This window comes from Cupriavidus sp. KK10 (genome assembly GCF_018223725.1).
In the GTDB taxonomy this organism is placed as follows: Bacteria; Pseudomonadota; Gammaproteobacteria; order Burkholderiales; family Burkholderiaceae; genus Cupriavidus; species Cupriavidus necator.
On the sequence record NZ_CP073677.1, the window covers coordinates 4,744,648 to 4,770,800 of the forward strand.

Below are 26,153 nucleotides of genomic sequence, written 5' to 3' on the forward strand. Positions count from 1 at the left end.
GGCGAGATTATAGGGCCGGCTCAACCCTGACTTGAGCTTTACTCAATTTTAGGTTGCCATTTCGATTGGCACCATGTATTTTTCGATTATCGCAGCAACGAGCGTCAGGCAAACGTCGAAGGAATAGCTCAAAATAAGACAACCGCGCCGCAAATATCCGGGAAAACCCGGGGACGTCACCCCAGAATCCATCGATACGCTGTTTATTGAGTAACACTCACAAATATCCGACGTGACGAACCACAACCGGGCTTTGGAGACAAGTATGACGATGCAGGCCGAGTCCTCTCCCACCATCCTGCCGATTGGCGGGCTTTCGCATGTGAGGGGGGACACCATCATTCCGCTGTCGGAACAGACCGTGCCGGAGTTGCTGGCGCAAGCGGTGGCTCGCTACCCCGAGCGGGATGCCGTTGCCTTTCGCGAGCAAGGGGTGCGCTGGAACTGGCGCGAATTCTGCGATGCCGTGGACGCGCTGGCGGCAGGCCTGCACACGCTTGGGCTGGCCAGAGGCGACCGAGTCGGCATCTGGTCCCCCAACCGGGTCGAGTGGCTGGTCACCCAGTTCGCCACGGCGCGGCTGGGGCTGGTGCTGGTGAACATCAATCCCGCCTACCGCCTGTCCGAGCTGGAGTACGCGCTGAACAAGGTGGGCGTCAAGGCGATCGTCGCGGCGGAAGCCTTCAAGACCTCACGGTACCTGGAGATGCTCCAGGTACTCGCCCCGGAACTGGCCACCTGCGCGCCGGGCGAACTGCAGGCGGCGCGGCTGCCGGCACTGCGCTGCGTCATCCGCATGGGCGACGACCATACACCCGGGATGCTCCGCTATGCCGATGTGATTGCGCGCGGCACGGGCGTGGCGCGGGCAACGCTGGATGCCATCACGGCACAGCTGGATCGCCATGACCCGATCAACGTGCAGTTCACCAGTGGCACTACCGGTGCGCCCAAGGGCGCCACGCTGACCCATCGCAATATCGTCAACAACGCACGCTTCATTGCCATGGCGATGCGTTTCTCCGAGCAGGACAAGCTCTGCATCCCGGTGCCCTTCTATCACTGCTTCGGCATGGTCCTGGCGGTGCTGGCCTGCGTGTCCTCGGGCGCGGCAATGGTGTTCCCCGGCCAGGCCTTCGAGCCGGAAGCCACCATGCAGGCAGTCAGCGAAGAACGCTGCACGGCACTGCATGGCGTGCCGACCATGTTCATTGCCCAGCTCGATCACCCGAATTTCTCGCAGTACGACTTCTCTTCCCTGCGCACCGGCATCATGGCAGGGTCACCCTGCCCGATCGAAACCATGAAGCGCGTGGTGTCGCAGATGCACATGTCCGAGGTGACCATCGCCTACGGCATGACGGAGACCAGTCCGGTTTCCTTCCAGAGCAGCACCACCGATCCGCTGGACAAGCGCACCACCACGGTGGGCCGCATCCAGCCGCACCTCGAGGTCAGGATCGTGGACGCGACAGGTGCCACGGTCCCGGTAGGCGAAACCGGCGAGCTGTGTACCCGCGGCTATTCGGTGATGCTGGGCTACTGGGATGACGAGGCGCGTACCGCCGAAGCCATCCGCGACGGCTGGATGCACACCGGCGACCTCGCCACCATCGACGCGGAAGGCTACTGCAACATCGTTGGCCGCGTGAAGGACATGCTGATTCGCGGCGGCGAGAACATCTACCCGCGCGAGATCGAGGAGTTCCTGTTCCGCCACCCCAAAGTCCAGGCGGTCCAGGTGTTCGGCGTTCCCGACCAGAAGTACGGCGAAGAGGTTTGCGCGTGGATCGTGCTCAAGCCAGGCGCGAGCGCGATGGAGGATGAGATCCGCGATTTCTGCCGCGACCAGATCGCGCACTACAAGATCCCGCGCTACATCCGCTTTGTCGACGAGATGCCCATGACCATCACCGGCAAGGTACAGAAATTCGTGATGCGCGAGCGCATGACGCAGGAACTGAAACTCAGCGAATCCAGGACGGCCTGACGCGCCGGCGCCGGTGCACGGCGCCAGCCATTCCCCCGATCCCACAGACAACACCAGAGACGACACCGCTATGAACACCCTCCCCGGCCTCAAGTTCGACCTTGGCGAAGACATCGAAATGCTGCGCGATTCCGTGCGCGACTGGGCCCAGGCCGAACTGGCCCCGCGCGCCGCCGAGATCGACCGCACCGACCAGTTCCCGATGGACGCCTGGAAGAAGATGGGCGACCTGGGCGTGCTGGGCATCACCGTGGCCGAGGAATACGGCGGCGCCAACATGGGCTACCTGGCGCACATGATCGCGATGGAAGAAATCAGCCGCGCCTCGGCGTCGGTCGGCCTGTCCTACGGCGCGCACTCCAACCTGTGCGTGAACCAGATCCACCGCAACGGCACCGCCGCGCAGAAGGCGAAGTACCTGCCCAAGCTGGTCTCGGGCGAGTGGATCGGCGCGCTGGCGATGAGCGAGCCCAATGCCGGCTCCGACGTGGTCAGCATGAAGCTGCGCGCCGAACTGAAGGGCGACCGCTACGTGCTCAACGGCACCAAGATGTGGATCACCAACGGCCCGGACTGCGACGTGCTGGTGGTCTACGCCAAGACCGAGCCCGAGCTGGGCGCGCGCGGCATGACCGCTTTTATCGTCGAGAAGGGCATGAAGGGCTTCTCGGTGGCGCAAAAGCTGGACAAGCTGGGCATGCGCGGCTCGCACACCGGCGAACTGGTGTTCCAGGACGTGGAAGTGCCGGTCGAGAACATCCTCGGCGCCGAGAACGGCGGCGCCAAGGTGCTGATGAGCGGGCTGGACTATGAGCGCGCGGTGCTGTCGGGCGGCCCGGTCGGGATCATGCAGGCGTGCATGGACGTGGTTACCCCGTATATCCACGACCGCAAGCAGTTCGGCCAGAGCATCGGCGAATTCCAGCTGATCCAGGGCAAGGTGGCCGACATGTACACCACGCTGCAGGCCGCGCGCAGCTACCTGTACACGGTCGGCAAGAACCTGGACGCGCTGGGCAGCGGCCACGTGCGCCAGGTGCGCAAGGACTGCGCCGCGGTGATCCTGTACACCGCCGAGAAGGCCACCTGGATGGCGGGTGAGACCGTGCAGATCCTGGGCGGCAACGGCTATATCAATGAATACCCGGCCGGCCGCCTGTGGCGCGACGCCAAGCTGTACGAGATCGGCGCCGGCACCTCGGAAATCCGCCGCATGCTGATCGGCCGCGAGCTGTTCGCCGAGACCATGTAAGCGCGCCTACCTTCGCCATCTGCCCACCGACAGCACCATCTCGCGGCACACCAAGTAGCACGATATGCCAATCATTGAAACCAAACTGAACGCCCGCTCCGAGTCCTTCAAGGCCAACGCCGAAGCCATGCAGGCCCTGGTAGCCGACCTGGAGGCCAAGATCGCGAAGCTCGCCGAAGGCGGCGGCAAGGACGCGCGTAACAAGCACCTGTCGCGCGGCAAGCTGCTGCCGCGCGAGCGCGTGCAGCAACTGCTGGATCCGGGCACGCCGTTCCTGGAGCTGTCGCAGCTGGCCGCATACGACATGTACGACAATGCCGCGCCGGGCGCGGGCATCATCACCGGCATCGGCCGCGTGGCCGGGCAGGAATGCGTGATCGTCTGCAATGACGCCACCGTCAAGGGCGGTACCTACTACCCGATGACGGTCAAGAAGCATGTGCGCGCGCAGGAGATCGCCGAGGAGAACAACCTGCCGTGCATCTACCTGGTGGATTCCGGCGGCGCCAACCTGCCCAACCAGGACGACGTGTTCCCCGACCGCGACCACTTCGGCCGCATCTTCTACAACCAGGCCAACCTGTCCAAGCAGGGCATCCCGCAGATCGCGGTGGTGATGGGCTCGTGCACCGCCGGCGGCGCCTACGTGCCCGCGATGAGCGACGAGTCCATCATCGTCAAGAACCAGGGCACCATCTTCCTGGGCGGCCCGCCGCTGGTGAAGGCCGCCACGGGCGAGGAAGTCAGCGCCGAAAACCTGGGCGGCGCCGACGTGCATACGCGCCTGTCGGGCGTGGCTGACTACTTTGCGCAGAACGACCATCACGCGCTGAGCCTGGCGCGCAATATCGTGCAGCACCTGAACCGCCGCAAGCCGGACCAGATCCGCCTGCACGAGCCAGTCGAGCCGCTGTATCCGGTGCAAGAGCTCTATGGCGTGATCCCGACCGATACGCGCAAGCCCTATGACGTGCGCGAGGTGATCGCGCGCCTGGTCGACGGCTCCGAGTTCGACGAGTTCAAGGCGCGCTACGGCACCACGCTGGTGTGCGGCTTCGCGCGCATCTGGGGCTACCCGGTCGGCATCATCGCCAACAACGGCATCCTGTTCTCCGAGTCCGCGCTCAAGGGCGCGCACTTCATCGAGCTGTGCTGCCAGCGCAAGATCCCGCTGGTCTTCCTGCAGAACATCACCGGCTTCATGGTCGGGCGCAAGTACGAGAACGAAGGCATTGCCCGCAACGGCGCCAAGATGGTGACCGCGGTCGCCACCGCGCAAGTGCCCAAGTTCACGGTGATCATCGGCGGCTCGTTCGGCGCCGGCAACTACGGCATGTGCGGGCGCGCCTATTCGCCGCGCTTCCTGTGGATGTGGCCGAACGCGCGCATCTCGGTGATGGGCGGCGAACAAGCCGCCAGCGTGCTAGCCACGGTGCGCCGCGACGGCATCGAGGGCAAGGGCGGCAAGTGGAGCACGGAGGAGGAAGACGCCTTCAAGCAGCCTATCCGCGACCAGTACGAACACCAGGGCCACCCCTATTACGCCAGTGCGCGGCTATGGGACGACGGCGTGATCGATCCCGCGCAGACCCGCACCGTGCTGGGCCTGGGACTGTCCGCGAGCCTGAATGCGCCGATCGAGGACATGAAGTTCGGCGTGTTCCGCATGTAATCACGACAAGGAAGACCGATGTTCAACAAGATCCTGATCGCCAACCGCGGTGAAATCGCCTGCCGCGTGGCCGCCACCTGCCGCCGACTCGGCATCCGCACCGTTGCTGTGTACTCGGACGCCGACGCCGACGCACGCCACGTCGCCTTCTGCGACGAGGCCGTGCATATCGGCGGCGCGGCCGCGCGCGACAGCTACCTGCGCGCGGACCACATCATCGAGATGGCGAAGGAGACCGGTGCCCAGGCCATCCACCCGGGCTACGGCTTCCTGTCCGAGAACGAGACCTTTGCCGAGGCCTGCGCCGCGGCGGGGCTGGTCTTCATCGGCCCGCCGGCGTCTGCCATCCACGCGATGGGCAGCAAGAGCGCGGCCAAGCAATTGATGGAGAAGGCCGCGGTGCCGTTGGTGCCCGGCTACCACGGGGAGGACCAGGGTCCGGCGCTGCTGCGCCGCGAGGCCGACCGCATCGGCTACCCGGTGCTGCTCAAGGCCAGCGCTGGCGGCGGCGGCAAGGGCATGCGCGTGGTCGAGTCGGGCGATGGCTTCGAGGCCGCGCTGGCCTCGGTCAAGCGCGAGGCCAGCGCCAGCTTTGGCGATGACAAGGTGCTGGTGGAGAAGTACCTGACGCGCCCCCGCCATATCGAGATCCAGGTGTTTGCCGATACCCACGGCAACTGCGTCTACCTGTTCGAGCGCGACTGCTCGGTGCAGCGCCGCCACCAGAAGGTGCTGGAAGAAGCCCCCGCGCCGGGCATGACCGAGGAGCGCCGCCGTGCCATGGGCGAAGCGGCGGTGGCCGCGGCCAAGGCGGTCGGCTATGTCGGCGCCGGCACGGTCGAGTTCATCGCCAACCAGGACGGCTCGTTCTACTTCATGGAGATGAACACGCGCCTGCAGGTGGAGCACCCCGTCACCGAAATGATCACCGGGCAGGACCTGGTCGAATGGCAGCTGCGCGTCGCCGCCGGCGAGCCGCTGCCGTTGACGCAGGAGCAGCTGCGCATCGACGGCCATGCGCTGGAAGCACGCATCTACGCCGAGAACCCCGACAAACAGTTCCTGCCGTCCACCGGCACGCTGCGCTACCTGCGCACGCCGCCGGCGGTGCAGTTCATGCGCGGTGGTGATGTGCATGGCCCGGCCGGCATCCGAATCGACGCCGGCGTGCGCGAAGGCGACACCATCAGCCCGTTCTACGACCCGATGATCGCCAAGCTGATCGTCTGGGGCAAGGACCGCGACGAGGCGCTGGCGCGCATGCGCCAGGCGCTGGCGTCGTATCACGTGGTGGGGCTGTCGACCAACGTGGCCTTCCTGCAGCGGCTGGTGTCGTCGCAGGCGTTCCGCACCGCCGATCTCGATACCGGGCTGATCGAGCGCAACGAAGCCACGCTGTTCCCGCCTGCCGCCCCGGTCGGCCTGGAAGTCATTGCGCTGGCGGTGGCCGCGCTGCTCGACCGCGAGACGCGCGAGCGCCGCATCGACGCCGCCGACCAGCATTCGCCGTGGACCCATGGCGGCGCGTGGCGGCTGAACGGCGGCGTGTCGCGCACGCTGCGCTTCGGCTATGGCGAGCAGGTGCTGGAGGTGACGCTGAACACCGATGCACGCGGCAGCACGCTGATCTACGCAAACCAGGTTGTGTCCTTCGCCTGCAACTGCCAGGGAGATGAGATCCGCGTCGACCTCGGTACGCGCCACGCGCACGGCCAAGTGCATGCCGACGGCGAGGTGTTTCATGCCTTCCATGCCGGTCGTCACGTAAGCCTGACCTGGCTCGACCCCCTGGCGCACGCTGGCGAGGCTGAAAGCGAAGACGGCAAGCTGACCGCGCCGATGCCCGGCAAGGTCATTGCCGTGATGGTCGAGGCGGGCAGCATCGTGACGCGCGGGGCCCCGCTGCTGGTGATGGAGGCAATGAAGATGGAGCACACCATCAGCGCGCCGGCTGATGGTGTGGTCAGTGAAGTGCTCTATGGGGTTGGCGAGCAAGTGGCTGAAGGGTCGCAGCTCCTCGCGTTTGAAGCCTGATATCGTGGGGAGATTTCCGGCAATGCAACCAGACAAAGTCAAGATCGTGGAAGTCGGTCCACGCGATGGCCTGCAGAACGAGAAGGCGTTAGTGCCGACCGAGATCAAGGTCGCATTGATCGACCAGCTGACCGACGCAGGCTTCACCAATATCGAGGCAGCATCATTTGTGTCGCCGAAGTGGGTGCCCCAGATGGCCGACGGCGCGGAAGTGATGGCGCGTATCAGACGGCGCCCTGGCACGCTTTACTCCGCACTCACCCCCAACATCAAGGGCCTGGACGCGGCACTGGCTGCCGGCGCCGATGAGGTCGTCATCTTCGGCGCTGCCAGTGAAGCGTTCTCGCAGAAGAACATCAATTGCTCGATCGCCGAGTCGATGGCCCGCTTTGAGCCTGTCGCGGCTGCAGCGAAGGAGAGAGGTATACGCCTGCGTGCCAGCGTGTCTTGCTCGCTGGGCTGTCCCTATCAACGGGACGTGCCGGTCGGAGCGGTTGTTGATCTGGTGCGGCGCATGCGCGAGCTGGGCTGCGACGAGATCGATATTGCCGATACGATCGGCGTGGGTACACCTGACAAGGTTCAGGAAGTCATGCGAGCGGCTTCGACGGAGTTTCCATTAGAGCGGCTGTCGGGACACTTCCACGACACCTATGGCCACGCCCTCTCCAATGTCCGGGCCAGCCTTGAGGTGGGCATTCGCATCTTCCATTCGTCCGTGGCCGGGCTTGGCGGTTGCCCTTATGCCAAGGGCGCCACCGGAAATGTCGCTACCGAAGCGCTTCTCCGGATGATGCAGAACCTGGGCGTCGAAACCGGGATCGATGCCGGCAAGGTAGCGCAGATCGGGGAGTTCATTTCCAGGGCCGTCGGCAACCGTGGCGCAAGAAGCACGCTGTCAGCGAACCAGGCGAGCTAGTACTCGTTTCAGGCAACAAATACGTGGGTTCGGGCAAGCGAGGCCGCACCCATGTCGTCAGCCGCACGTCACACCAGCTATTCTATCGTGGCCGATAGTCCCCGAAGGACCCGATTTCACTCCCACTCCATCATCAACAGGTCGTCCGAAGCCGCGTGGGTAATCAGTGTGCCTCGGATGCGCTGAACCGTCGCCTGTAGTAACCCGGGCTGGTTCCAAGCCGAGTCCGGAAATGATTGCGCAATGTGGCTGCAGCACCAAAGCCGACTTGCACCGCGATTTCATCCACGGACAAATCGGTCTCTTCAAGCAACGTCCTGGCCCGGCCCAGGCGCTCGGTAAGCAGCCATTCCCCTGGCGGCATCCCCATCGTACTGACAAAGTGCCGCTGAAAGGTTCGGGCACTCATCGCCGTTTGCCTTGCCATTCTGACAATCGACCAGCCCTCGTCCAATGTGGCGCGCACCGCGTCCACCAAGGGTGCCAGCGAAGAGCCGCTACGCTTTGAGACCGGCTCGTCGATATATTGGGCCTGCCCGCCTTCGCGGTGGGGTGGCATGACCAGTCGGCGCGCGACCTGATTGGCTGCGCGCGGGCCAAGGTCCCGGCGAATCAGGTGGAGGCACAAGTCGATTCCCGCCGCACTGCCGGCAGACGTGAGGACATCGCCGGCATCGACGTAGAGCACGTCCGCTTCCACGTGGACGTCCGGATATCGCGCCGCGAGTGCTGCGGCATGGCGCCAGTGCGTAGTCGCACGCTTTCCGTCGAGCAGCCCCGCTGCCGCCAGGACAAAGGCGCCCGTGCAGATTGACATGACGCGCGCCCCGCGTTTGTTCGCCTTCCTCAACGCGCGGCAAAGTTCCGGCGGGACGTCCGCTTCGATACCGCGCCACCCCGGAATGATGATGGTCTTCGCTTTGGCCAGGAGTTCGAGGCCACCGTCAGCGTGTACCTGGATGCCACCCGAGCCGCGCAACCTCCCCGATTCGGCGGAACAGGTCGTGAAGCGGTACCAGCTGTCGCCCATTTCAGGTCTTGGCAGACCGAACACTTCAACGGCGCAGCCATACTCAAAGAGGCTCAGGCCGTCATACACGACGACGGCAACCAGTCCTGCATTGACAGACGACTGTGATTTGGTCTTTGGCACGATATGGACGGAAATGGGCATTGATGCCACCAGCGATTGATTTTGCCCCATCTGCTCTGCGTCTAGCAAGACCCTCCCCCATGTCTGTTGCGTGTGCTGCGATCCTGCTCGCCGCCACTCGCATCAAGTTGGCACGATCCTTACGCAAATTGTCGTTCGTGCCACTGGTGGGGTCTATTTGCACTGCTTATCCTGTGGTCGGTGGTTCGCGATACGGCAAGCGACGCGCGTCCGCCAGCAATTTCAACCCGCAGAGAGAGTGAAAGTGAAAGACAAACTATTCATGCTTCGCCCCGGCTTTTTTTCAGGCTCGGAAGGTCCGTTCTATTGTGGAGATTCCGTTGCCGTTGAAGGCCTGCTCGGCTTCTTCCCGCAGTTGCGCAATGAAGTGGATGTCGAATACATCGATGCGCCCCGCCCTCGCATGGCAATTGTCGAACTGATCGGCGAGGCGAACCAGTCCGCCCCCGTCCTGGTGCTCGGCGACGGGCGCGCGCCGGTCGATGACGGTGTGGAGATTCACGTGAGCGGCCAGACGCGTTTTATCGATTCGCCCGACCATATCCGTCGATACCTGTCGTCGCAGTACGGTGTGGCGCATCCCGCCTCCTGACCACAGGCCAACCCGGCTCATGCGTGAAGAGGCCTTCCATGCAGCCCCGCGCGCCGATCGCAACCATTGCGATTGGCGGCATCGCCTGCCGCAACTTTGGCGGTGCCCATGCGTGGCGGGCCTCGACTTCGAACCTGCTCAGTAATCGCTTCCGGCAATCGCCTGAAGTCTCTTGAATAAGCTATGGATTCTCCAATGTCTTCGCCCAAGCACGCCAAGGTCCTGATTCTCGGTTCCGGCCCTGCCGGCTATACCGCCGCCGTCTATGCAGCGCGCGCCAACTTGTCGCCGGTGCTCGTCACGGGCCTGGCGCAAGGCGGCCAGTTGATGACCACGACCGATGTCGAAAACTGGCCGGCGGATGCAACGGGGGTGCAGGGCCCAGAGCTGATGCAGCGCTTTCTCGACCACGCGGAGCGCTTCAACACCGAGATCCTGTTCGACCACATCCACACGGCAAAGCTCGACGGGAAGCCGATTCGCCTGATCGGAGAATCCGGCGAGTACACCTGCGACGCGCTGATCATCGCGACAGGCGCGTCCGCACAGTATCTCGGTCTGCCGTCCGAGGAATCCTTCATGGGCCGCGGCGTGTCCGCTTGCGCGACCTGCGACGGCTTCTTCTACCAGCAGCAGCATGTAGCCGTGGTTGGCGGCGGCAATACGGCGGTCGAGGAAGCGCTGTATCTGGCTGGCATCGCGAAAAAGGTCACGGTGATCCACCGCCGCGACAAGTTCCGCGCCGAGCCGATCCTGGTCGACCGTCTGCTCGAGAAGGCGAAGCAAGGTGTTGTCGAGATCAAATGGAACCACGTGCTCGACGAAGTGAATGGCGACGAGGCCGGCGTGACCGGCCTGCGCATCAGGCATGCGCAAACCGGCGAGACCACCGAACTCGCACTGCAAGGCGTTTTCATCGCCATCGGCCACAAGCCGAACACCGATCTCTTCAGAGGCCAGCTCGAGATGACGAATGGCTACATCGTCACCAACGGCGGCCTCTCGGGCAACGCCACGGGTACGAGTGTGCCGGGCGTGTTCGCGGCAGGCGACGTGCAGGACCACATCTATCGGCAGGCGATCACCAGCGCCGGCACGGGCTGCATGGCCGCGCTCGATGCGCAGCGATACCTGGAAAGTACGCCGGAGCCTGAATTTCTACATTGCACTATCCCAGTAGAAAATTTTTCTAATTAGAAGCGAGATGGTGGGTACCTTTGGAAGCCTTTTGCAGAGATCGAACACTATGATTTCTCTCACAAACAGCGCGAAGCCGGCTTTCCAATCCAGGATCGGACGATGCGCAATACCGGATTACGCCCCCACCATGAGAACAATATTCCGGCTCTTCCAAGAGCACCCGGCATCGGTTGGCGAGAGCTATCTGCAGCATATGTCGTCGTCGTTTTCATTTGGCGCGTCGATGCTGTTCGCATCGATGGCGGCGCTCGTGCACGGCATGCTGCCTTTTCTCTTCGTCGCCACAGGCAGCAACACGATCTCTCGGCTGCATGAGCGCATGGTCACCCATCGCAACCGCGTGGCGTCGCGTCACCGATAAACAAGCCCCCCTTCGACAACAACATGACAAGCTCACTAGCGTCTTCCCTGCTACGCCAGGTCCCCTATATGGGCGTGATTCACGTCGTTCACGAAGCCGTCAAGCTCGGCTTCCGCAACGGTCATCCCGACTGGTGCAACCTCGGCCAGGGGCAGCCTGAAATCGGGCCCATGGCAGGCGCGCCGGAACGGCTGGCCTCACTGCAGTTCGACGTGGCCGATTGCGCCTACGGGCCGGTCGGCGGCATCGATGCGCTGCGTCAGGCGGTCGCGGACGATTACAACCGTCGCTATCGTCGCGGCAAGGCATCGCAGTACACGAAGGACAATGTCGCGATTGCGTCCGGCGGGCGGCTTGCGCTGTCGCGCCTGCTCGCCACCCTGGGCGAAATTCGTCTGGGCCACGTCGTGCCCGACTACACCGCCTACGAAGATCTGATCGCTTACCACCGCCATCGCTTCACGCCGGTCACGCTGCCCGTGGGGCCCGAAGACGGCTTTGCCATCCCGGCGCAGGCGCTCGAGGAACTGATCGCAAGGGAAGAGCTGGACGCGCTGCTGTGGAGCAATCCCAACAACCCCACCGGGGCCGTGGTACGTGGTGAAGCACTGGCACAGTATGTGGCGGCGGCGCGCAACACGGGCTGCTGGATGCTGCTCGACGAGTTCTATTCTCACTTCGTGTTCGAAGATGGCCATGCCCCCGCTGACAAGCCGGTATCTGCCGCCGAGTTCGTCGAGGACGTGGAAACGGACCCGGTCGTCATCGTCGACGGCTTGACGAAGAATCATCGTTACCCCGGACTGCGCGTCGGCTGGGTGGTGGGGCCGACCGAGGTGATCGACATGATCAGCCGTGCCGCAAGCGCCATCGACGGCGGCCCGCCGACGATCGTGCAACGGCTTGCCGTGCAAGCGCTGCAACACGACCGCGCGGATCAGGAAACGTCCGCATTGCGGAAGATGTTCGCCAGGAAGCGCCGCATCATGCTGGACGCGCTGACCAACATGGGTGTCGAGATCCCATGCCCTGGCAACGGCACGTTCTATCTCTGGGGCCGCGTACATCGGCTGCCCGCGCCGCTGAACACCGCGGACACCTTCTTTACGGAGGGTCTCAAGCGCAAGGTCATGACCGTGCCCGGCAGGTTCTTCGACGTCAATCCGGGCAACCGGCGCGCGACCGAGTACATCGACGCAAGCTGGGTGCGCTTCTCGTTCGGCCCGCCCGAGCCCAATCTCCGCATGGGACTGGAGCGACTGGGTGACATGGTCAACAGCGCCATGCGAGGGTAATCCGGATGTCCCCCGATACCTACCTCTCGCACGGCGTGATCGATCCGGACGATTTCGGCGGCGTCGTCAATCCGCCGGTTTTCCATGCGTCGACCGTGACGTTTCGCAATCTCGACGACATGGAAGCGCGCGGGCGTGCCATGTCGGGCGCCGACACGGATGTCATGTGGTACGGCCGCAAAGGCACGCCGACCACTTTCGCCTTGCAGAACGCCCTGGCGCGGCTCGAAGGCGGGCACCGTTCGCTGTTGGTGTCGTCCGGCCTGGCGGCGTGTACGAGCGCCATCATGGCATTCGTCAAAGCCGGCGATCACATCCTGGTGAGCGACAGCGTCTATGGTCCGACGCGCCACTACGTCGAAACGGTACTGGCCCGCTGCAACGTGTCAGCGACGTTCTACGACCCCACGCTTGGGTCCGACATCGCGGCCTTGTTCCGTCCGACCACGACGCTCGTGTTCGCAGAGTCACCGGGTTCGCAGACGTTCGAAATGCAGGACATTCCTGCCATTGCGAAGGTCGCACACCGGCATGGCGCGGTCGTCGTCATCGACAACACGTGGGCCACGCCCTTGTTCTTCAAGCCATTTGAACACGGCGTGGACGTCTCCGTGCATGCGGGGACGAAATACATCGTTGGGCATTCGGACGCCTTGATGGGTGTGATCACGACCAACCGTGAGTCATGGAGCACCGTGCGCGACTATGTCTTCGCCACTGGCCAGCACGCGGGCCCGGACGACGTCTATCTCGCGCAGCGGGGCTTGCGCACGATGGCCGTGCGCCTTGAGCGGCATCAGCGTAGCGGACTGGCAATTGCCGATTGGCTCGCGGGCCGCCCGGAGGTGGCCCAGGTGTTGCACCCCGGGCTCACTGGTGCGCCGGGCCACGCCCTTTGGCGTCGGGATTTCACGGGGGCTTCAGGATTGTTCAGCGTCGTACTCAAGCCCGGATATGGGCGTGAGGCGTTCCGTGCCTTCATCGACGACCTGAAGCTGTTCCGCCTGGGCTTTTCCTGGGGCGGATTCGAGAGTCTGGTGATGCCCTTCGATCCCAGGGAGGAGCGCCCCGCAGCCGCCTGGCCGTATGCCGGCCAGGCATTTCGATTGCACGTGGGCCTTGAGGCCAAGGAGGATCTGATCGCCGATCTGGAAGCCGCGTTCCGCAGACTTGCCGTGCAGTAGCGTTGCCCTTCAAAAAAAAATACCTATTCCTACATTGGAGACAAGACATGAAATCCCTGAAGTTGCTGTTGCAAAGCGCGTGCATCGCGACCCTCCTGAATCTCACGGCGCCCGCCGTGCACGCTGAAGATCTGCTGGATTCGGTCAAAGTCAGCGGTGTCCTGAAAGTCGGCATGGAGGGCACTTACCCACCCTTTGGCTATCGCAATGGCGACGGTCAGCTCGACGGCTTTGACGTGGCCGTAGCCAAAGCCGTGGCCGACAAGATGGGGCTCAAGGTCCAGTTCGTCACCACCGAGTGGAGTGGCATCATTGCCGGCCTGCAAGCCGGCAAGTTCGACGTCATCGTCAACCAGGTGGGCATCACGCCGGCGCGCCGCCAGGCTCTGGATTTTACCCAGCCATACGTCTATTCCGCGGTCCAGGTACTTCAGCGCAACAATGACAAGCGCGAGTTCAATTCGCTTGAGGAGCTGAAGGGAAAATCCGTCGGCGTCACGCTGGGCAGCAACTATGCCGAACTGGCGAAATCCGTGCCGGGTATCCTGGTGCAGACCTATCCGGGTACGTCGGAAAACCTGCGTGACCTGGCTGCCGGGCGCATCGATGCCGCCCTCAATGACCGCCTGATGCTGCCATACCTGATCAAGAACTCCAAGATGCCGCTACGCACGGGCGCGCTGCTTGCAGGCACGAAGCTTGAGATGGGCATCCCGTTCCGCAAGGGCAATCCCAAGTTTGCCAAGGCCATTGACGACGCACTGAACGCGTTGCAGCAGGAGGGCACGTTGCGCAAGCTGTCCATCCAGTGGTTGGGTACCGACGCCAGCAGACCCGTCGCCCAGTAATCGCTGCCACGCCGGCCGGCTCCTGCCATCGCTGCAGGCATCGGCCTGGCCGGCCACGCGGCCACTTCTACGGATCGAATCATGGAATCTCTTGATCTAGTTATTCATGCATCGCCGGTACTCCTGCACGGAGCGGTGATCACCGTGAAATTTGCCCTGGCGTCGATGGTGTTCGGCCTGCTGGTCGGGATCGTGGTCGCCATCATGGGTATCAGCACAAGTCCGATCCTCGGCGGCATTGCCCGCACCTATGTCAGTGTCATGCGCGGCACGCCGCTGCTGGTGCAGATGTTCGTCGTCTACTATGGCCTGCCAGACCTCGGCATTTCCCTGGACCCCACCAGCGCCGGCATTCTTACCCTCACGGCCAATGCCGGCGCGTACCTGTCGGAAAGCATGCGCGGCGCGATTCTCGGTATCGGCAGAGGGCAATGGAGCGCCGCGCATAGCCTCGGGCTGAGCCATCTGCAGACGCTGCGTTACATCGTCTGCCCGCAGGCCTTGCGGCTCGCCGTGCCAAGCCTCGGCAACACGCTCATCAGCCTGATCAAGGATACGTCGCTGGTGTCAGTCATCACCGTGACCGAGTTGCTCAGGTCGTCCCAGGAAATCATCGCATCAACGTTCCAGCCGCTTCCCTTGTATCTGTCGGTAGCAGCGATCTACTGGCTGTTCAGCACCGGATTGTCATGGGCACAGCGTCGCCTCGAGGCGCGTCTGACACTGCCTGTGACGCGTTGATCCAACGGGTCGGAAACCCGAAGAAAGCAATCTGCAAGTAGGAGACAAAACGATGATCGCGCTCGAAGGCGTATCGAAGTGGTACGGTCAGTTCAAGGTGCTTGATGCGTGCAGCACCCAGGTAGAAAAAGGCGAGGTCGTGGTCATCTGCGGCCCTTCCGGATCAGGAAAATCCACGCTGATCAAAACCGTCAACGGCCTCGAGCCGTTTCAGCAGGGCCGGATCAGTGTGGACGGGGTGATGGTCGGCGATCCGAAGATCAAGCTCGCCCAGTTGCGTGCGCGGGTTGGCATGGTGTTTCAGCATTTCGAGCTGTTCCCGCATCTGTCCATTCTCGACAACCTGTCTCTGGCCCAGGTCAAAGTGTTGAAACGCCGCAATGAGGAAGCACAGGAGAACGGCATGCGCCTGCTCGAGCGCGTCGGCCTGAAAGCGCATGCGCGGAAATACCCCGGGCAGCTTTCGGGCGGGCAGCAACAGCGCGTTGCCATTGCACGCGCGCTGTCGATGGATCCGATCGCCATGCTGTTCGACGAACCGACATCGGCGCTCGATCCCGAAATGATCAATGAGGTGCTGGACGTCATGGTCGAACTGGCGCGCGAGGGCATGACGATGATCTGCGTCACCCATGAAATGGGGTTCGCGAAGAAGGTCGCCAGCCGCGTAATTTTCATGGATGGCGGCGCCATCGTCGAGGATGCCGGCAAGGACGCCTTCTTCGGCGACCCGAAATCGGCCCGCGCTAAGGAATTCCTCGCAAAGATCCTGCATTGACTCACACCCGCTTGCATGAAGGCGGGGGCGGTCGGGGGCGATCAAGGTCCCCGCTGACAACGACCGCCGCCGCCCCGTCCTGGTCCACCTCCCCCAAAGTTGAAATCATGAAGATCTCGGATCGCCTTGCCGCTTTCTCCCGCCTCGATCTGGTCGGCGCGGCCACGCCCCTGCAAAAGCTTGACCGCCTGTCCGGGATGGTCGGGCGCGATATCTACGTCAAGCGGGATGACACCACACCACTTGCGTTTGGCGGAAACAAACTGCGCAAGCTTGAGTTCCTGGCGGCTGACGCCTTGCGCCAGGGCGCCGATACGCTGGTAACGGCCGGAGCCATACAGTCGAATCATGTCCGGCAGACGGCCGCGCTGGCGGCCCGTCTTGGGCTACGCTGCAGCGCGTTGCTGGAAAACCCGACCGGCACGGCAGACGGCGACTACCTGCACAGCGGCAACCGCCTGCTGCTCGATTTGTTCGACGCACAGGCCGAGCCGGTTACCAGTCTCGACAACGCCGACGCACAGTTGCAGGCCCTTGCGGAACGGCTGCGTGGCGAGGGGCACAAGCCGTATGTCATCCCGATCGGCGGGTCCAATCCGCTGGGGGCATTGGGGTATGTACGTGCCGGGCTGGAGCTGGCGCAGCAAGCCGAGGCGATGGGTCTTGCGTTCTCGGCGGTCGTGCTGGCGTCCGGCAGTGCCGGAACCCATGGCGGGCTTGCGTTGGCGCTCGCACACGCGATGCCGGATACACCGGTCGTCGGTGTTACCGTGTCGCGCAGCGTCGCCGCGCAAGTTCCGAAGGTGGCTGGGCTGATTGAAGGGACTGCCGCACTGCTCGATGTCGAGGTGCCGGCAGGGCTGAAGGTCGAGCTGTGGGACGAGTACTTCGCACCTCGCTATGGTGAGCCCAACCAGGCGGGGCTGGAGGCCATCCGCATCCTGGCAGGTACCGAAGGTGTGTTGCTCGATCCCGTCTATACGGGGAAGGCGATGGCTGGCTTGCTCGATGGCGTCGCGCGCGGGCGTTTTGCTTCGGCTGGCCCGGTGTTGTTCCTGCATACCGGTGGTGCGCCGGCGTTGTTTGCGTATCGCAATGCAATCAACACAGGCCCGAGGGACTGAAGCGGGGACGGAGGGGGAGTCGACACCACCGCCCAGCCCCGCCGCGGCAACGCGAAGCGCGGAGCCAAGAGACAAGGCGCCTCGAGGGCGCCCTATATGCTTGATGAAAAGCGAACTACAACGTCACTCCCACTCCATCATCAATAGGCCCCTTAAACCCGCGTAGGTAAAGGGATTGGCTGTGATCAACTTGGGGCCTTACCGTCGCTTTTACCGTCAAGCGCACAGAGCATTTGCTGGCACGGGAGATGGAACGATTTGCGGGGCGACGACTCTGGCGACACCATTGTCAATCAGCTCAAACGATACAGGAAGTCCAGCGCCCTGTCCGCGCTCCGCCGACCAATAGGTTCACTCACGCTGGTCTTACCAGCGTCTCGATTGCGGTGACCGTTTTCCCCAACCGCAAGGCTGGGCCGTTCTCATACTGAGTCGCCCTCCTCCAGCCGAACGTCCAGCCCTAGTTCTTGCGTCAGCGTTTCGACGCTCGGCAGGCTCTCTTGAAGTTCAATGGGGAGTTCCGCAACGAACTGGTACTGGGCTACGCCTATCGGATTCCCCATGCCGCGCAGCGCGTACTCGACCACCAGCCGGTTATGCTCCTGGCACAACAGCAGCCCGATGGTGGGATGGTCGGCCTCGGTTTTCATCAGGGCATCAACCGCCGACAGGTAGAAACTGATCTGACCTGCATACTCGGGCTTAAAGGCACCTGTCTTCAGTTCAATGACGATATAGCAGCGGAGCTTGAGGTGATAGAACAGCAAATCAAGGTAGAAGTCATCGCCACCCACTTCGAGGTGAACCTGTCGGCCGACATAGGCGAAGCCGGCCCCGAGCTCGAGTAGGAAACGAGTTATGTGTTCCACCGGCGCTGCCTCCAAGTCCCGCTCCGTCGCGTCGGCACGCAAGCTCAAAAAATCGAAGACGTAAGGATCCTTGAGTGTGGCCCGCGCCAAATCAGACTGCGGCGAAGGCAGTTGGGCGGCAAAGTTGTTTGGCGCCTGCGCCGCCCGGTCGATCAGGCGGGTGTCAATCTGCGCCAGTAGTACCGCGCGGGACCAGCCGTGCGCGAGTGCCTGCCGCGCGTACCACTGCCGCTGCTCCTCCGATTTGAGCTTTTGCAGCAGCACCTGGTTGTGCCCCCAAGGCAATTGTCCAACAAGCTGTTGGACAATTGCTGCATCCGGCCACGCCTCGGCGAAGGCGCGCATTGCCATCAGGTTGGAGCGCGACAGTCCGCTCATTTGGGGAAATGCTTGCCGCAAATCCTGCGCCAAACGCTCTATACTTTGGCACCCCAGCCCTGTCTCGCCTGCCGCTCAAGAATTTCCTTGCCAATATCCCAGTACAGCGCGACCAAGGCTTGGTTGACCGCCACCGCCGCGCGTTGCTGGGCGCGCCCGATGCGAGATTTTAGCGAAGTGAGCCAATCGGCGTAGTCGGGAGGCAGCGGTAACGAAGCCATGGCAGCAGAGGCGGAGAAGACGCAATGGGGGCAGTATAGAGCACCCGTTCAGGGCCGCTACGAAATCATCACGAAGAATACGCCGCTTACGAAACTTGCTATCAGATTGCCCTGGCAGCTTCGCAGGCTACCGGCAGAATCGAACCCCGGTCATGCCATTTCTGCATAATCATGCACTGCGCCGCGACACCCCATGAAATCTTGGCATCGAACGTGTTGCAGGTGCGGCCGATTCCCTAGACTCCGGCAGCAGTGCTAAAACCAACTTACGCGAGGAGCGTAACCATGACTGCCGGACTCTTCAGAACCGAACATGACCTCCTGGGTGACCGTGAAGTCCCTGTCCAGGCCTACTACGGCGTACATACGTTGCGCGCCGTCGAGAATTTCCCTATCACAGGCACCCCGATCTCCATCTACCCAGAGCTGATCAAGGCGCTGGCTGCGATCAAGCAGGCCGCGGCGCAGGCCAACCATGAGCTGGGCCTGCTCGACAAGGCGCGCTGCGACGCGATCGTCGGCGCCTGCCAGGAGTTGATTGCCGGGAAGCTGCACGACCAGTTTGTCGTCGATGTCATTCAGGGCGGCGCCGGCACCTCGACCAACATGAACGCCAATGAGGTGATCGCCAACCGCGCGCTCGAACTGCTCGGCCATCAGAAGGGCGAGTACCAGCACCTGCACCCGAACGAGCACGTCAACATCGGCCAGAGCACCAACGATGTCTACCCGAGCGCGCTGAAGGTCGCTACGTGGTTCGGTATCGCCGGTCTTGTCGACGCCATGGCGGTGCTGCGACGGGCCTTCGAGGCGAAGGCCGACGAGTTCGCTCACATCATCAAGATGGGCCGCACTCAGCTGCAGGATGCCGTGCCGATGACGCTCGGCCAGGAATTCAGCACCTACGCCGTGATGCTCGGAGAAGACGAGGCGCGCCTGCGCGAAGCCGCGATGCTGATCTGCGAGATCAACCTTGGGGCCACCGCAATCGGCACCGGCATCACCGCGCATCCGTCGTATGCGCCCGTGGTGCTGCGGCGCCTGCGCGAGATCACAGGCATTCCGCTGGAAACCGCACCCAATCTGATCGAGGCCACGCAGGACTGCGGCTCGTTCGTGCAGCTCTCCGGTGTGTTGAAGCGCGTTGCCGTGAAGCTATCGAAGACATGTAACGATTTGCGGCTGCTATCCAGCGGCCCGCGCGCTGGCCTGGGGGAGATCAACCTGCCGCCGATGCAGGCCGGCTCCAGCATCATGCCCGGCAAGGTTAATCCGGTGATCCCCGAAGTCGTGAATCAGATCGCCTTCGAAGTCATCGGCAATGACGTCACCGTCAGCTTTGCGGCCGAGGCCGGCCAGCTCCAGCTCAATGCGTTCGAGCCGATCATCGCGCACAGCCTGTTCAAGAGCGTCAGCCATCTGCGCAACGGCTGCCTGACGCTCGCCGAGCGCTGCGTCAAAGGCATCACCGCGAATGCCGACCGGCTGCGCGCCACTGTCGAGAACTCGATCGGCATCGTGACGGCGCTCAACCCCTACATCGGCTATGCCAACGCAACCGCCGTTGCGCAGGAAGCGCACGCAACAGGCGGCAGCGTCTATGAAATCGTCTTGCGTAAGGGCCTGCTGTCGAAAGAGGAACTTGACCGCATCCTGCGCCCCGAGACGCTGACCCAGCCGGTGCCGCTGGACTTGCATGGGAAGTCGTTTGTCCGATGACATGAAGCCACGCAGGAGCGGCACCGGATCGGCTGGAACAGTAAGCCGTAGGGCGCGCGAGCATGCCAAGCCATGGCCTTTGCACACGGATATCGCCCGCACGTATGGCTCAGCGCAGCATACGCGGCTGCTATGCGGCGGGGCGCTAGCCGGCGGCATAGCATCGCGTATGCCAGATGGCGTTCAGCGCACACCCGCTACTCCTCAATCCGTATCCTTGCCGCCTTGACAGCCGCGCCCCATCGTTGATCCTCAGCCTGGACAAATTCACCGAACTTCTTGGGGTTAATCGTGATTGGCGTATAAGCCATGTCGGCGAGGCGCGCACGGAACTCTGGCTGGGACGTGGCGCGAGTCACCTGCGCCTGGATGACATCAACAACCACTTGCGGCGTATTTGGCGGAGCGAGCACGCCAAACCAGGTGTCAGCGTCGATTGCATAGCCACTTTCGGTGAGCGTAGGAACCTCCTTGATTGACGGGAAGCGCTCAGGAGATCCCAGTGCATAGAGCCACAGTTTGGCCTTGTTGGCGACCACCAAAGGTGTGGGAATGAATGCCACCCATGACAGCCGTCATGACGGGTGCCGCGCCGCCGAACGGCACTTCGAGCATTTTGTTGATGTGCGCCTTGGTCTTGAGCAATTCCATGCCCATTTGCGCCATGCTCCCCGGTCCCCAATGACCACAGGAAAGTGAGCTGGTTTTTGCCTTCGCGACGATGTCCTGGACAGTCCTGGTCTCGGCATCCGGACGACTCCCCAGAACGAAGCCCATCTTGGCTACGGGAGCAACGGGGCCGGAAGCCATTGGGCTGAAACTGGACGACCTTCTTGTGAATATACGGTGCGACTGAAATAGAGTCGGCGGCCGCAAACAGCAACGTGTATCCATCCGGCGGCGATGCATGAGTGACATTGGCACCAATCACGCCGTTGGGACCCCGCCGGTTCTCCACCACGATGGGTTGATACCAATGCGTGCCACGACAAGGCGGGCGAGTACATCCGTTCCCCCGCCTGGCGCATACTGCACGACCAGCCGAATCGGTTTAGTGGGCGTCCGCCCCGGTTGAGCGTTTGCCGGATTGGCCGCCCACATTGCGGCAAACAGCATTGCAGCGGCGCCCACAAGGCGAACGCCTCCCTTGGCGCTTCCAACAGCGCCGCACTGATACTGATATGACTTCCGTTGTCAATCGGATTGGTTCGGTTTCTGGTCAGTGCTCGGGCTGCCCGGCAATGGCGGCATCGCCCACATCGCGCATGAAATGCTGTCGCGCCAGCTTGGCTTAAAGGTCAACTACATCCCGTATGCCGGCGGTGCGCCGGCTACCGTGGACCTGCTCGGCGGCCATATCGACGCCACGCTGATCACGCTGGCAGCGGTGACCGACTATGTACGCGCCGGCAAGCTTATCCGCGCTCGCGGTCACGACACCTTATCGCTCCAAAGCACTGCCGCAGGTTCCCAAGCTTGCCGAAGCCGGCGCCACGGGCTTTGCCGTGGAGAGTTGGCAAGGACTGCTCGCGCATGCGGCAACTCCGGCTGCTGTGGTCGAGCGCATCAGCCGCGATGTCGCGGCGGTGCTGCACGCACCCGCCACCCGCGGCCAGTTGGAAGACGCTGGCTATGTCGTAGTCGCCTCGTCGGCGCAGGAGCTGGATGCAACGCTGGCGCGCGACCTGCCCCGTTACGCCTCGGTGATCGCCGCATCGGGCATCGCGCTGCGCTGATAACCGCTGGAACCCAAATGACTGACATGACCCATGCCATCGACGCCGCCACGCTGCGCGGCTGGCTCAACGACGGGCAGCCGCTAGCCCTGTTCGACGTTCGCGAGCACGGCCAGTACGGCGAAGGCCATCCGTTCTTCGCCGTGCCCCTGCCCTACAGCCGCCTTGAGCTTGAAGTCGGCCAGCTGGCACCGCGCCGTGCGGAACGCATCGTGCTGTTCGACGATGGCGACGTGGAAAATCCCGTGGCGTCGCACGCAGCGCGGCGCCTCGTACCTGAACGTGACAGTGCTCGACGGCGGCGCACCCGCCTGGGCTGCCGCCGGCTATACCTTGTTCAAGGGAGTCAACGTACCCTCCAAGACGTTTGGCGAGCTGGTCGAGCACATCCAGCACACGCCCCGCCTGAGCGCCGACGACCTTGTAGCGCGCCGTGCCGCCGGAGAGAGCTTCGTGCTGGTGGATGGCCGCTCCGAGGAAGAACACCGCAAGATGACCGTCCCGGGCGCGCTGAGCTGCCCCAACGGCGACCTTGCGCTGCGGCTGCCCGCGCTGCTGCCCAATCCGAACACGCCCGTGGTGGTGCATTGCGCCGGGCGCACGCGCAGCATCATCGGCGCCCAGACGCTGCTGAACCTGGGCCTGCCCAATCCAGTACTGGCGCTGGAGAACGGCACGCAGGGCTGGTATCTGGCAGGCCATGCGCTGGAGCATGGCAGCGACCGCTTCACTGTCGCCGTGCCTTCGGCGCCGGTGCTCGCCGCGGCGCGCGAGCGCTCCGTCAGGCTGCTGCAGAGCGCTTTGGCCTGCCCTCGCTGTCGACCGCGCAGGCACAGCAATGGCTGCATGATGCGCACCGCACCACCTACCTCTTCGATATCCGTTCCGCCGACGAATTTGCCCGGCGTACGATCGATGGCGCGGTGCATGCGCCCGGCGGACAGCTGGTGCAGGCAACGGATCGCTATATCGGGGTGCGCGGCAGCCGCGTCATTGTGTTCGACGACGACGGCGTGCGCGCGCCGGTGGTTGCCAGCTGGTTGCACCAGCTTGGCTATGAGACCGCCGTGCTTGCCGATGGCGTGGAGGCCTCGCTGCAGGTTCGCGCGCGACCAAAGGTGGAGGTCACTACCGCCCTGCCCGTGCTCAACGCCGACCTGCTGCAAGCGCTGCACATCGCAGCCCAGTGCCTAGCTATCATCGACCTGCGCGAGAGCTCGGCATCTGAGCGCGGTCATGCATCTGGCGCGGTCTGGTCGATCCGGCCGCGGCTGCTGCAACAACTGCGGGCGCTTGGCGTAGCGCATGCCGATCCTGTGGTTCTGATCGCCAGCGAGCCAGACATGGCAATACTTGCGGGCGGGGATCTGCTTGAGGCGGGCTATCGGCACGTGTACCACACCGACAATGGCTATGCCACCTGGCAATCAGCCGGGCTGCCGCAAGCGGCTGCGCTCGAGCCGCTGCCAGCCAAAGCGCGCATCGATTACCTGTTCTTCGTGCACGACCGCCACGAGGGCAACCGGGACGCAGCCCGCGCCTACCTGGCGTGGGAAACCGGGCTGATCGCGCAGTGCGCGCCGGATGAGCTGGGTGTGTTCCGCATTGCCGCGTCTGGGCGCGACTAGCCCCAACCTGCCGGTCGAGCCGGCGTTCGGGATAGCAGGTCTGTGGAGGGGCTGGCCGGACGCCTACTCTTTCCACGAGACCTACATATTCCCGCGAACACGCATGAAACCTGGCTTCCGAGATTGATCGCTACTGTCACGGCCGGTATTGCCGTAGCAGCAAGATGACGAAATCCCTGCCCCTCACTCCCACTCAATCGTCGCCGGCGGTTTCCCCGACACGTCATACACAACCCGGTTCAGGCCACGTACTTCGTTAATGATCCGGTTCGAGCAACGGCCCAGCAGCGCATACGGCAGATGTGCCCAGTGCGCGGTCATGAAGTCGGTGGTCTGCACCGCGCGCAGCGCGACGACGTAGTCGTAGGTGCGGCCGTCGCCCATCACGCCCACGGACTTGACCGGCAGGAACACGGCGAAGGCCTGGCTAGTCAGGTCGTACCAGCTCTTGCCGACCTGGTCCGGCTCGCACAGACCCGCGGCGGCGTCCTGTTCGGTGGCGATGGTCTTGCGCAATTCTTCGATGAAGATGGCATCGGCGCGGCGCAGCAGGTCGGCGTAGTCGCGCTTGACCTCGCCCAGGATGCGCACGCCCAGGCCCGGGCCCGGAAACGGGTGGCGGTAGACCATTTCCGGCGGCAGGCCCAGAGCCACGCCCAGCTCGCGCACTTCGTCCTTGAACAGGTCGCGCAGCGGCTCCAGCAGCTTCAGGCCCAGCGTCTCCGGCAGGCCGCCGACGTTGTGGTGGCTCTTGATGGTGGTGGCCTTCTTGGTCTTGGTGCCGCCCGACTCCACCACGTCCGGATAGATCGTGCCCTGCGCCAGCCACTTGGCGTTGGTCAGCTTCTTGGCCTCGGCCTGGAACACTTCAACGAACTCGCGGCCAATGATCTTGCGCTTCTGCTCGGGATCGGTCACGCCGGCCAGGTGGCCGAGGAACTGATCGGAAGCATCGATATGCACGACCTTGGCGTGCAGGCGGCCGGCGAACATGTCCATCACCATCTTGCCTTCGTCCAGGCGCAGCAGGCCGTGGTCGACGAACACGCAGGTGAGCTGATCGCCGATGGCGCGGTGGATCAGCGCCGCGGCCACCGACGAGTCGACGCCGCCGGACAGGCCCAGGATGACTTCTTCATCGCCGACCTGCTCGCGGATCTTGGCGACGGCTTCCGCGATATGGTCGTGCATGACCCAGTCAGGCTTGCAGCCAGCGATGCCGAGCACGAAGCGCTCCAGCATCTGACGGCCCTTGGCGGTATGCGTGACCTCGGGGTGGAACTGCACCGCGTAGTAGCCGCGCGCCTCGTCGGCCATGCCGGCGATCGGGCAACTGGGGGTGGAGGCCATCAGCTTGAAGCCCGGCGGCAGGCCGGCAACCTTGTCGCCGTGGCTCATCCAGACCTTGAGCATGCCATGGCCTTCCGGCGTGCGGAAATCCTCGATGTCCTTGAGCAGGTTGGTGTGGCCATGGGCGCGCACCTCGGCGTAGCCGAATTCGCGGTGATCGCTCCACTCGACCTTGCCGCCCAGCTGCACGGCCATAGTCTGCATGCCGTAGCAGATGCCCAGCACCGGCACGCCCAGGTCCCACACGGCCTGCGGCGCGCGCAGCTGGTGGTCTTCATAGGTACTGGCGTGGCTGCCCGACAGGATGATGGCCTTGGGGGCGAACTCGCGGACGAAGTCGTCGGAGACGTCGTTCGGGTGGATCTCGCAATAGACGTGCGCCTCGCGGACGCGGCGGGCGATCAGCTGCGTGACCTGCGAGCCGAAATCAAGAATGAGGATTTTGTCGTGCATGATGGGCCGATGGCGTGTCTTCCGGGATGGGCTCGGCCACGACTTCCGTGCCGGGGCCATAGCCCGGCGGCGGCGTGATGACCGGCTCGCGCCGGAATTCTGGGGTATTCGTTGGGCGCGCCGCGGGGGCGACGCCGGGTTCCTTGCGGACTTCCTTCTTGTTTTCCTGTTCCTGCAGTGCGCGCTCGGCCTTCAGCTGCCTTTCGCGGTTGCGCACGCGCCTGGAAGCGGGAATCTGCACCAGCGCGAAAAACGCCAGCACCACTGCCATCACCGGCAGCCAGATCTTGCCCGCGCCGACCAGCGGCAGTTCCATGAACACCATCCAGGCAATGATCAGCACTGCGCTGGCCAGGTTCACATAGCCGGCCGTGCGCGCCACTGGCACTGTCAGCTGGCCGTTGAATGTTGCCTGCCACAGCAGCACGGCCAGGCCGACCAGTGCCACGCCCAGCAGCTGCCCGAACAGGGCGGGTTGCGGCTGCGGCAACTGCAGCGCCGCATACAGCGTGGTGAACGGGGACATCAACAGCAGGATGCCCAGCATCAAATCCACCAGGGCATCAAAAAACAGCACGGCTCGCAGCAATACCTTCATTGGCGCTCCTCGTCATGGGCCTGGCCGATGGTGCGGC

At 63.6% G+C, this 26,153-nt stretch carries 20 protein-coding genes and 4 pseudogenes; 17 read left to right on the plus strand and 7 right to left on the minus strand.

Features of this window, described 5'->3' with window-relative positions; translation table 11 throughout:
* Positions 1 to 265 precede the first annotated feature (265 nt).
* The 5 genes from KB879_RS22110 (at position 266) to KB879_RS22130 (ending at position 7,867) form a co-directional block, all read left to right on the plus strand.
* A complete protein-coding gene (locus KB879_RS22110; protein WP_211979775.1) occupies positions 266 to 1,990 on the plus strand; it encodes an AMP-binding protein in 1,725 nt (574 codons plus the stop codon).
* Positions 1,991 to 2,060: 70 nt separating this feature from the next.
* Positions 2,061 to 3,242: an isovaleryl-CoA dehydrogenase gene (locus KB879_RS22115; protein ID WP_211979776.1), complete on the plus strand. Its 1,182-nt coding sequence runs from the start codon at positions 2,061 to 2,063 to the stop codon at positions 3,240 to 3,242.
* A gap of 64 nt (positions 3,243 to 3,306) precedes the next feature.
* Positions 3,307 to 4,914 (plus strand): carboxyl transferase domain-containing protein, encoded by a 1,608-nt coding sequence (locus KB879_RS22120; protein ID WP_211979777.1) that lies wholly within the window; start codon positions 3,307 to 3,309, stop codon positions 4,912 to 4,914.
* Positions 4,915 to 4,932: 18 nt separating this feature from the next.
* Complete coding sequence (locus KB879_RS22125; RefSeq protein WP_211979778.1) at positions 4,933 to 6,948, plus strand: acetyl/propionyl/methylcrotonyl-CoA carboxylase subunit alpha; 2,016 nt, start codon at positions 4,933 to 4,935, stop codon at positions 6,946 to 6,948.
* A gap of 22 nt (positions 6,949 to 6,970) precedes the next feature.
* On the plus strand, positions 6,971 to 7,867 hold the full coding sequence (locus tag KB879_RS22130) for a hydroxymethylglutaryl-CoA lyase (protein WP_153956055.1): 897 nt from the start codon (positions 6,971 to 6,973) through the stop codon (positions 7,865 to 7,867).
* Between the two features lie 163 nt (positions 7,868 to 8,030).
* On the opposite strand, the gene ftrA is transcribed toward KB879_RS22130, so the two are convergent.
* On the minus strand, positions 8,031 to 9,041 hold the full coding sequence (gene ftrA / locus KB879_RS22135) for a transcriptional regulator FtrA (RefSeq protein ID WP_153956069.1): 1,011 nt from the start codon (positions 9,039 to 9,041) through the stop codon (positions 8,031 to 8,033).
* Between the two features lie 244 nt (positions 9,042 to 9,285).
* Here ftrA and KB879_RS22140 point away from each other — a divergent pair, with 244 nt between their 5' ends.
* The 9 genes from KB879_RS22140 to KB879_RS22180 all read left to right on the plus strand — a co-directional run bounded on the left by KB879_RS22140 (position 9,286) and on the right by KB879_RS22180 (position 17,164).
* Positions 9,286 to 9,633 carry a DUF3088 domain-containing protein gene (locus KB879_RS22140; RefSeq protein ID WP_211982265.1) on the plus strand — a complete coding sequence of 116 codons (348 nt, stop codon included), beginning with the start codon at positions 9,286 to 9,288 and terminating at the stop codon, positions 9,631 to 9,633.
* Positions 9,634 to 9,828: 195 nt separating this feature from the next.
* Positions 9,829 to 10,830, plus strand: a complete 1,002-nt coding sequence (gene trxB, locus KB879_RS22145) for a thioredoxin-disulfide reductase (protein WP_211979779.1) — start codon at positions 9,829 to 9,831, stop codon at positions 10,828 to 10,830.
* Positions 10,831 to 10,960: 130 nt separating this feature from the next.
* Positions 10,961 to 11,194: a DUF6356 family protein gene (locus KB879_RS22150; RefSeq protein ID WP_013956919.1), complete on the plus strand. Its 234-nt coding sequence runs from the start codon at positions 10,961 to 10,963 to the stop codon at positions 11,192 to 11,194.
* Positions 11,195 to 11,262: 68 nt separating this feature from the next.
* Complete coding sequence (locus KB879_RS22155) at positions 11,263 to 12,489, plus strand: pyridoxal phosphate-dependent aminotransferase (protein ID WP_211979780.1); 1,227 nt, start codon at positions 11,263 to 11,265, stop codon at positions 12,487 to 12,489.
* A 5-nt stretch (positions 12,490 to 12,494) separates the two neighbouring features.
* Positions 12,495 to 13,673, plus strand: coding sequence for a cystathionine beta-lyase (metC, locus tag KB879_RS22160; protein ID WP_013956921.1), 1,179 nt, complete (start codon positions 12,495 to 12,497; stop codon positions 13,671 to 13,673).
* 47 nt (positions 13,674 to 13,720) lie between these two features.
* On the plus strand, positions 13,721 to 14,521 hold the full coding sequence (locus tag KB879_RS22165) for a transporter substrate-binding domain-containing protein (protein WP_013956922.1): 801 nt from the start codon (positions 13,721 to 13,723) through the stop codon (positions 14,519 to 14,521).
* Between the two features lie 81 nt (positions 14,522 to 14,602).
* The gene (locus KB879_RS22170) at positions 14,603 to 15,262 is read left to right on the plus strand and encodes an amino acid ABC transporter permease (RefSeq protein ID WP_013956923.1); all 660 of its coding nucleotides are present in this window, start codon (positions 14,603 to 14,605) and stop codon (positions 15,260 to 15,262) included.
* Between the two features lie 52 nt (positions 15,263 to 15,314).
* Positions 15,315 to 16,040, plus strand: a complete 726-nt coding sequence (locus KB879_RS22175; protein ID WP_013956924.1) for an amino acid ABC transporter ATP-binding protein — start codon at positions 15,315 to 15,317, stop codon at positions 16,038 to 16,040.
* Between the two features lie 107 nt (positions 16,041 to 16,147).
* Positions 16,148 to 17,164, plus strand: a complete 1,017-nt coding sequence (locus KB879_RS22180; protein WP_153956058.1) for a D-cysteine desulfhydrase — start codon at positions 16,148 to 16,150, stop codon at positions 17,162 to 17,164.
* Positions 17,165 to 17,586: 422 nt separating this feature from the next.
* On the opposite strand, the pseudogene KB879_RS22185 reads toward KB879_RS22180, so the two are convergent.
* Positions 17,587 to 18,632: pseudogene (locus tag KB879_RS22185) on the minus strand (YhcG family protein).
* A gap of 285 nt (positions 18,633 to 18,917) precedes the next feature.
* On the opposite strand from KB879_RS22185, the gene aspA reads away from it, so the two are divergent.
* A complete protein-coding gene (gene aspA, locus KB879_RS22190; RefSeq protein WP_013956928.1) occupies positions 18,918 to 20,351 on the plus strand; it encodes an aspartate ammonia-lyase in 1,434 nt (477 codons plus the stop codon).
* Between the two features lie 197 nt (positions 20,352 to 20,548).
* On the opposite strand, the gene KB879_RS22195 is transcribed toward aspA, so the two are convergent.
* The 3 genes and pseudogenes from KB879_RS22195 to KB879_RS40445 form a co-directional block, all read right to left on the minus strand.
* Entirely contained in the window at positions 20,549 to 20,914 is a 366-nt protein-coding gene (locus KB879_RS22195) for a tripartite tricarboxylate transporter substrate binding protein (RefSeq protein WP_228772658.1), read from the minus strand.
* Positions 20,841 to 21,245 carry a tripartite tricarboxylate transporter substrate-binding protein gene (locus KB879_RS40440; protein WP_371827422.1) on the minus strand — a complete coding sequence of 135 codons (405 nt, stop codon included), beginning with the start codon at positions 21,243 to 21,245 and terminating at the stop codon, positions 20,841 to 20,843. The genes KB879_RS22195 and KB879_RS40440 overlap by 74 nt, the downstream gene beginning before the upstream one ends.
* Positions 21,190 to 21,312 (minus strand): annotated as a pseudogene (locus KB879_RS40445) (tripartite tricarboxylate transporter substrate binding protein); the annotation flags it as partial. The gene KB879_RS40440 and the pseudogene KB879_RS40445, both read right to left, overlap by 56 nt.
* A gap of 264 nt (positions 21,313 to 21,576) precedes the next feature.
* On the opposite strand from KB879_RS40445, the pseudogene KB879_RS22210 reads away from it, so the two are divergent.
* Together KB879_RS22210 and KB879_RS22215 are read left to right on the plus strand one after the other, a co-directional pair.
* Positions 21,577 to 22,087: pseudogene (locus KB879_RS22210) on the plus strand (tripartite tricarboxylate transporter substrate-binding protein); the annotation flags it as partial.
* A 17-nt stretch (positions 22,088 to 22,104) separates the two neighbouring features.
* Positions 22,105 to 23,715, plus strand: a pseudogene (locus KB879_RS22215) (rhodanese-like domain-containing protein).
* A gap of 183 nt (positions 23,716 to 23,898) precedes the next feature.
* Here the strand turns inward: KB879_RS22215 and guaA are convergent.
* Together guaA and KB879_RS22225 are read right to left on the minus strand one after the other, a co-directional pair.
* On the minus strand, positions 23,899 to 25,518 hold the full coding sequence (guaA, locus tag KB879_RS22220) for a glutamine-hydrolyzing GMP synthase (RefSeq protein WP_153956061.1): 1,620 nt from the start codon (positions 25,516 to 25,518) through the stop codon (positions 23,899 to 23,901).
* Complete coding sequence (locus KB879_RS22225) at positions 25,493 to 26,116, minus strand: hypothetical protein (protein WP_013956936.1); 624 nt, start codon at positions 26,114 to 26,116, stop codon at positions 25,493 to 25,495. Before KB879_RS22225 ends, guaA begins: the two co-directional genes overlap by 26 nt.
* Positions 26,117 to 26,153 lie beyond the last annotated feature (37 nt).

What these genes read in the sequence shown, in the direction of transcription:
- KB879_RS40440 (WP_371827422.1), bottom strand. Translation starts at nt 21,245, where the DNA reads ATGGATACACGTTGCTGTTTGCGGCCGCCGACTCTATTTCAGTCGCAC.
- aspA (WP_013956928.1), top strand. Translation starts at nt 18,918, where the DNA reads ATGACTGCCGGACTCTTCAGAACCGAACATGACCTCCTGGGTGACCGT.
- KB879_RS22170 (WP_013956923.1), top strand. Translation starts at nt 14,603, where the DNA reads ATGGAATCTCTTGATCTAGTTATTCATGCATCGCCGGTACTCCTGCAC.
- KB879_RS22115 (WP_211979776.1), top strand. Translation starts at nt 2,061, where the DNA reads ATGAACACCCTCCCCGGCCTCAAGTTCGACCTTGGCGAAGACATCGAA.
- KB879_RS22120 (WP_211979777.1), top strand. Translation starts at nt 3,307, where the DNA reads ATGCCAATCATTGAAACCAAACTGAACGCCCGCTCCGAGTCCTTCAAG.
- KB879_RS22130 (WP_153956055.1), top strand. Translation starts at nt 6,971, where the DNA reads ATGCAACCAGACAAAGTCAAGATCGTGGAAGTCGGTCCACGCGATGGC.
- KB879_RS22110 (WP_211979775.1), top strand. Translation starts at nt 266, where the DNA reads ATGACGATGCAGGCCGAGTCCTCTCCCACCATCCTGCCGATTGGCGGG.
- trxB (WP_211979779.1), top strand. Translation starts at nt 9,829, where the DNA reads ATGTCTTCGCCCAAGCACGCCAAGGTCCTGATTCTCGGTTCCGGCCCT.
- KB879_RS22155 (WP_211979780.1), top strand. Translation starts at nt 11,263, where the DNA reads ATGGGCGTGATTCACGTCGTTCACGAAGCCGTCAAGCTCGGCTTCCGC.
- guaA (WP_153956061.1), bottom strand. Translation starts at nt 25,518, where the DNA reads ATGCACGACAAAATCCTCATTCTTGATTTCGGCTCGCAGGTCACGCAG.
- KB879_RS22165 (WP_013956922.1), top strand. Translation starts at nt 13,721, where the DNA reads ATGAAATCCCTGAAGTTGCTGTTGCAAAGCGCGTGCATCGCGACCCTC.
- KB879_RS22180 (WP_153956058.1), top strand. Translation starts at nt 16,148, where the DNA reads ATGAAGATCTCGGATCGCCTTGCCGCTTTCTCCCGCCTCGATCTGGTC.
- metC (WP_013956921.1), top strand. Translation starts at nt 12,495, where the DNA reads ATGTCCCCCGATACCTACCTCTCGCACGGCGTGATCGATCCGGACGAT.
- ftrA (WP_153956069.1), bottom strand. Translation starts at nt 9,041, where the DNA reads ATGCCCATTTCCGTCCATATCGTGCCAAAGACCAAATCACAGTCGTCT.
- KB879_RS22125 (WP_211979778.1), top strand. Translation starts at nt 4,933, where the DNA reads ATGTTCAACAAGATCCTGATCGCCAACCGCGGTGAAATCGCCTGCCGC.
- KB879_RS22225 (WP_013956936.1), bottom strand. Translation starts at nt 26,116, where the DNA reads ATGAAGGTATTGCTGCGAGCCGTGCTGTTTTTTGATGCCCTGGTGGAT.
- KB879_RS22175 (WP_013956924.1), top strand. Translation starts at nt 15,315, where the DNA reads ATGATCGCGCTCGAAGGCGTATCGAAGTGGTACGGTCAGTTCAAGGTG.
- KB879_RS22150 (WP_013956919.1), top strand. Translation starts at nt 10,961, where the DNA reads ATGAGAACAATATTCCGGCTCTTCCAAGAGCACCCGGCATCGGTTGGC.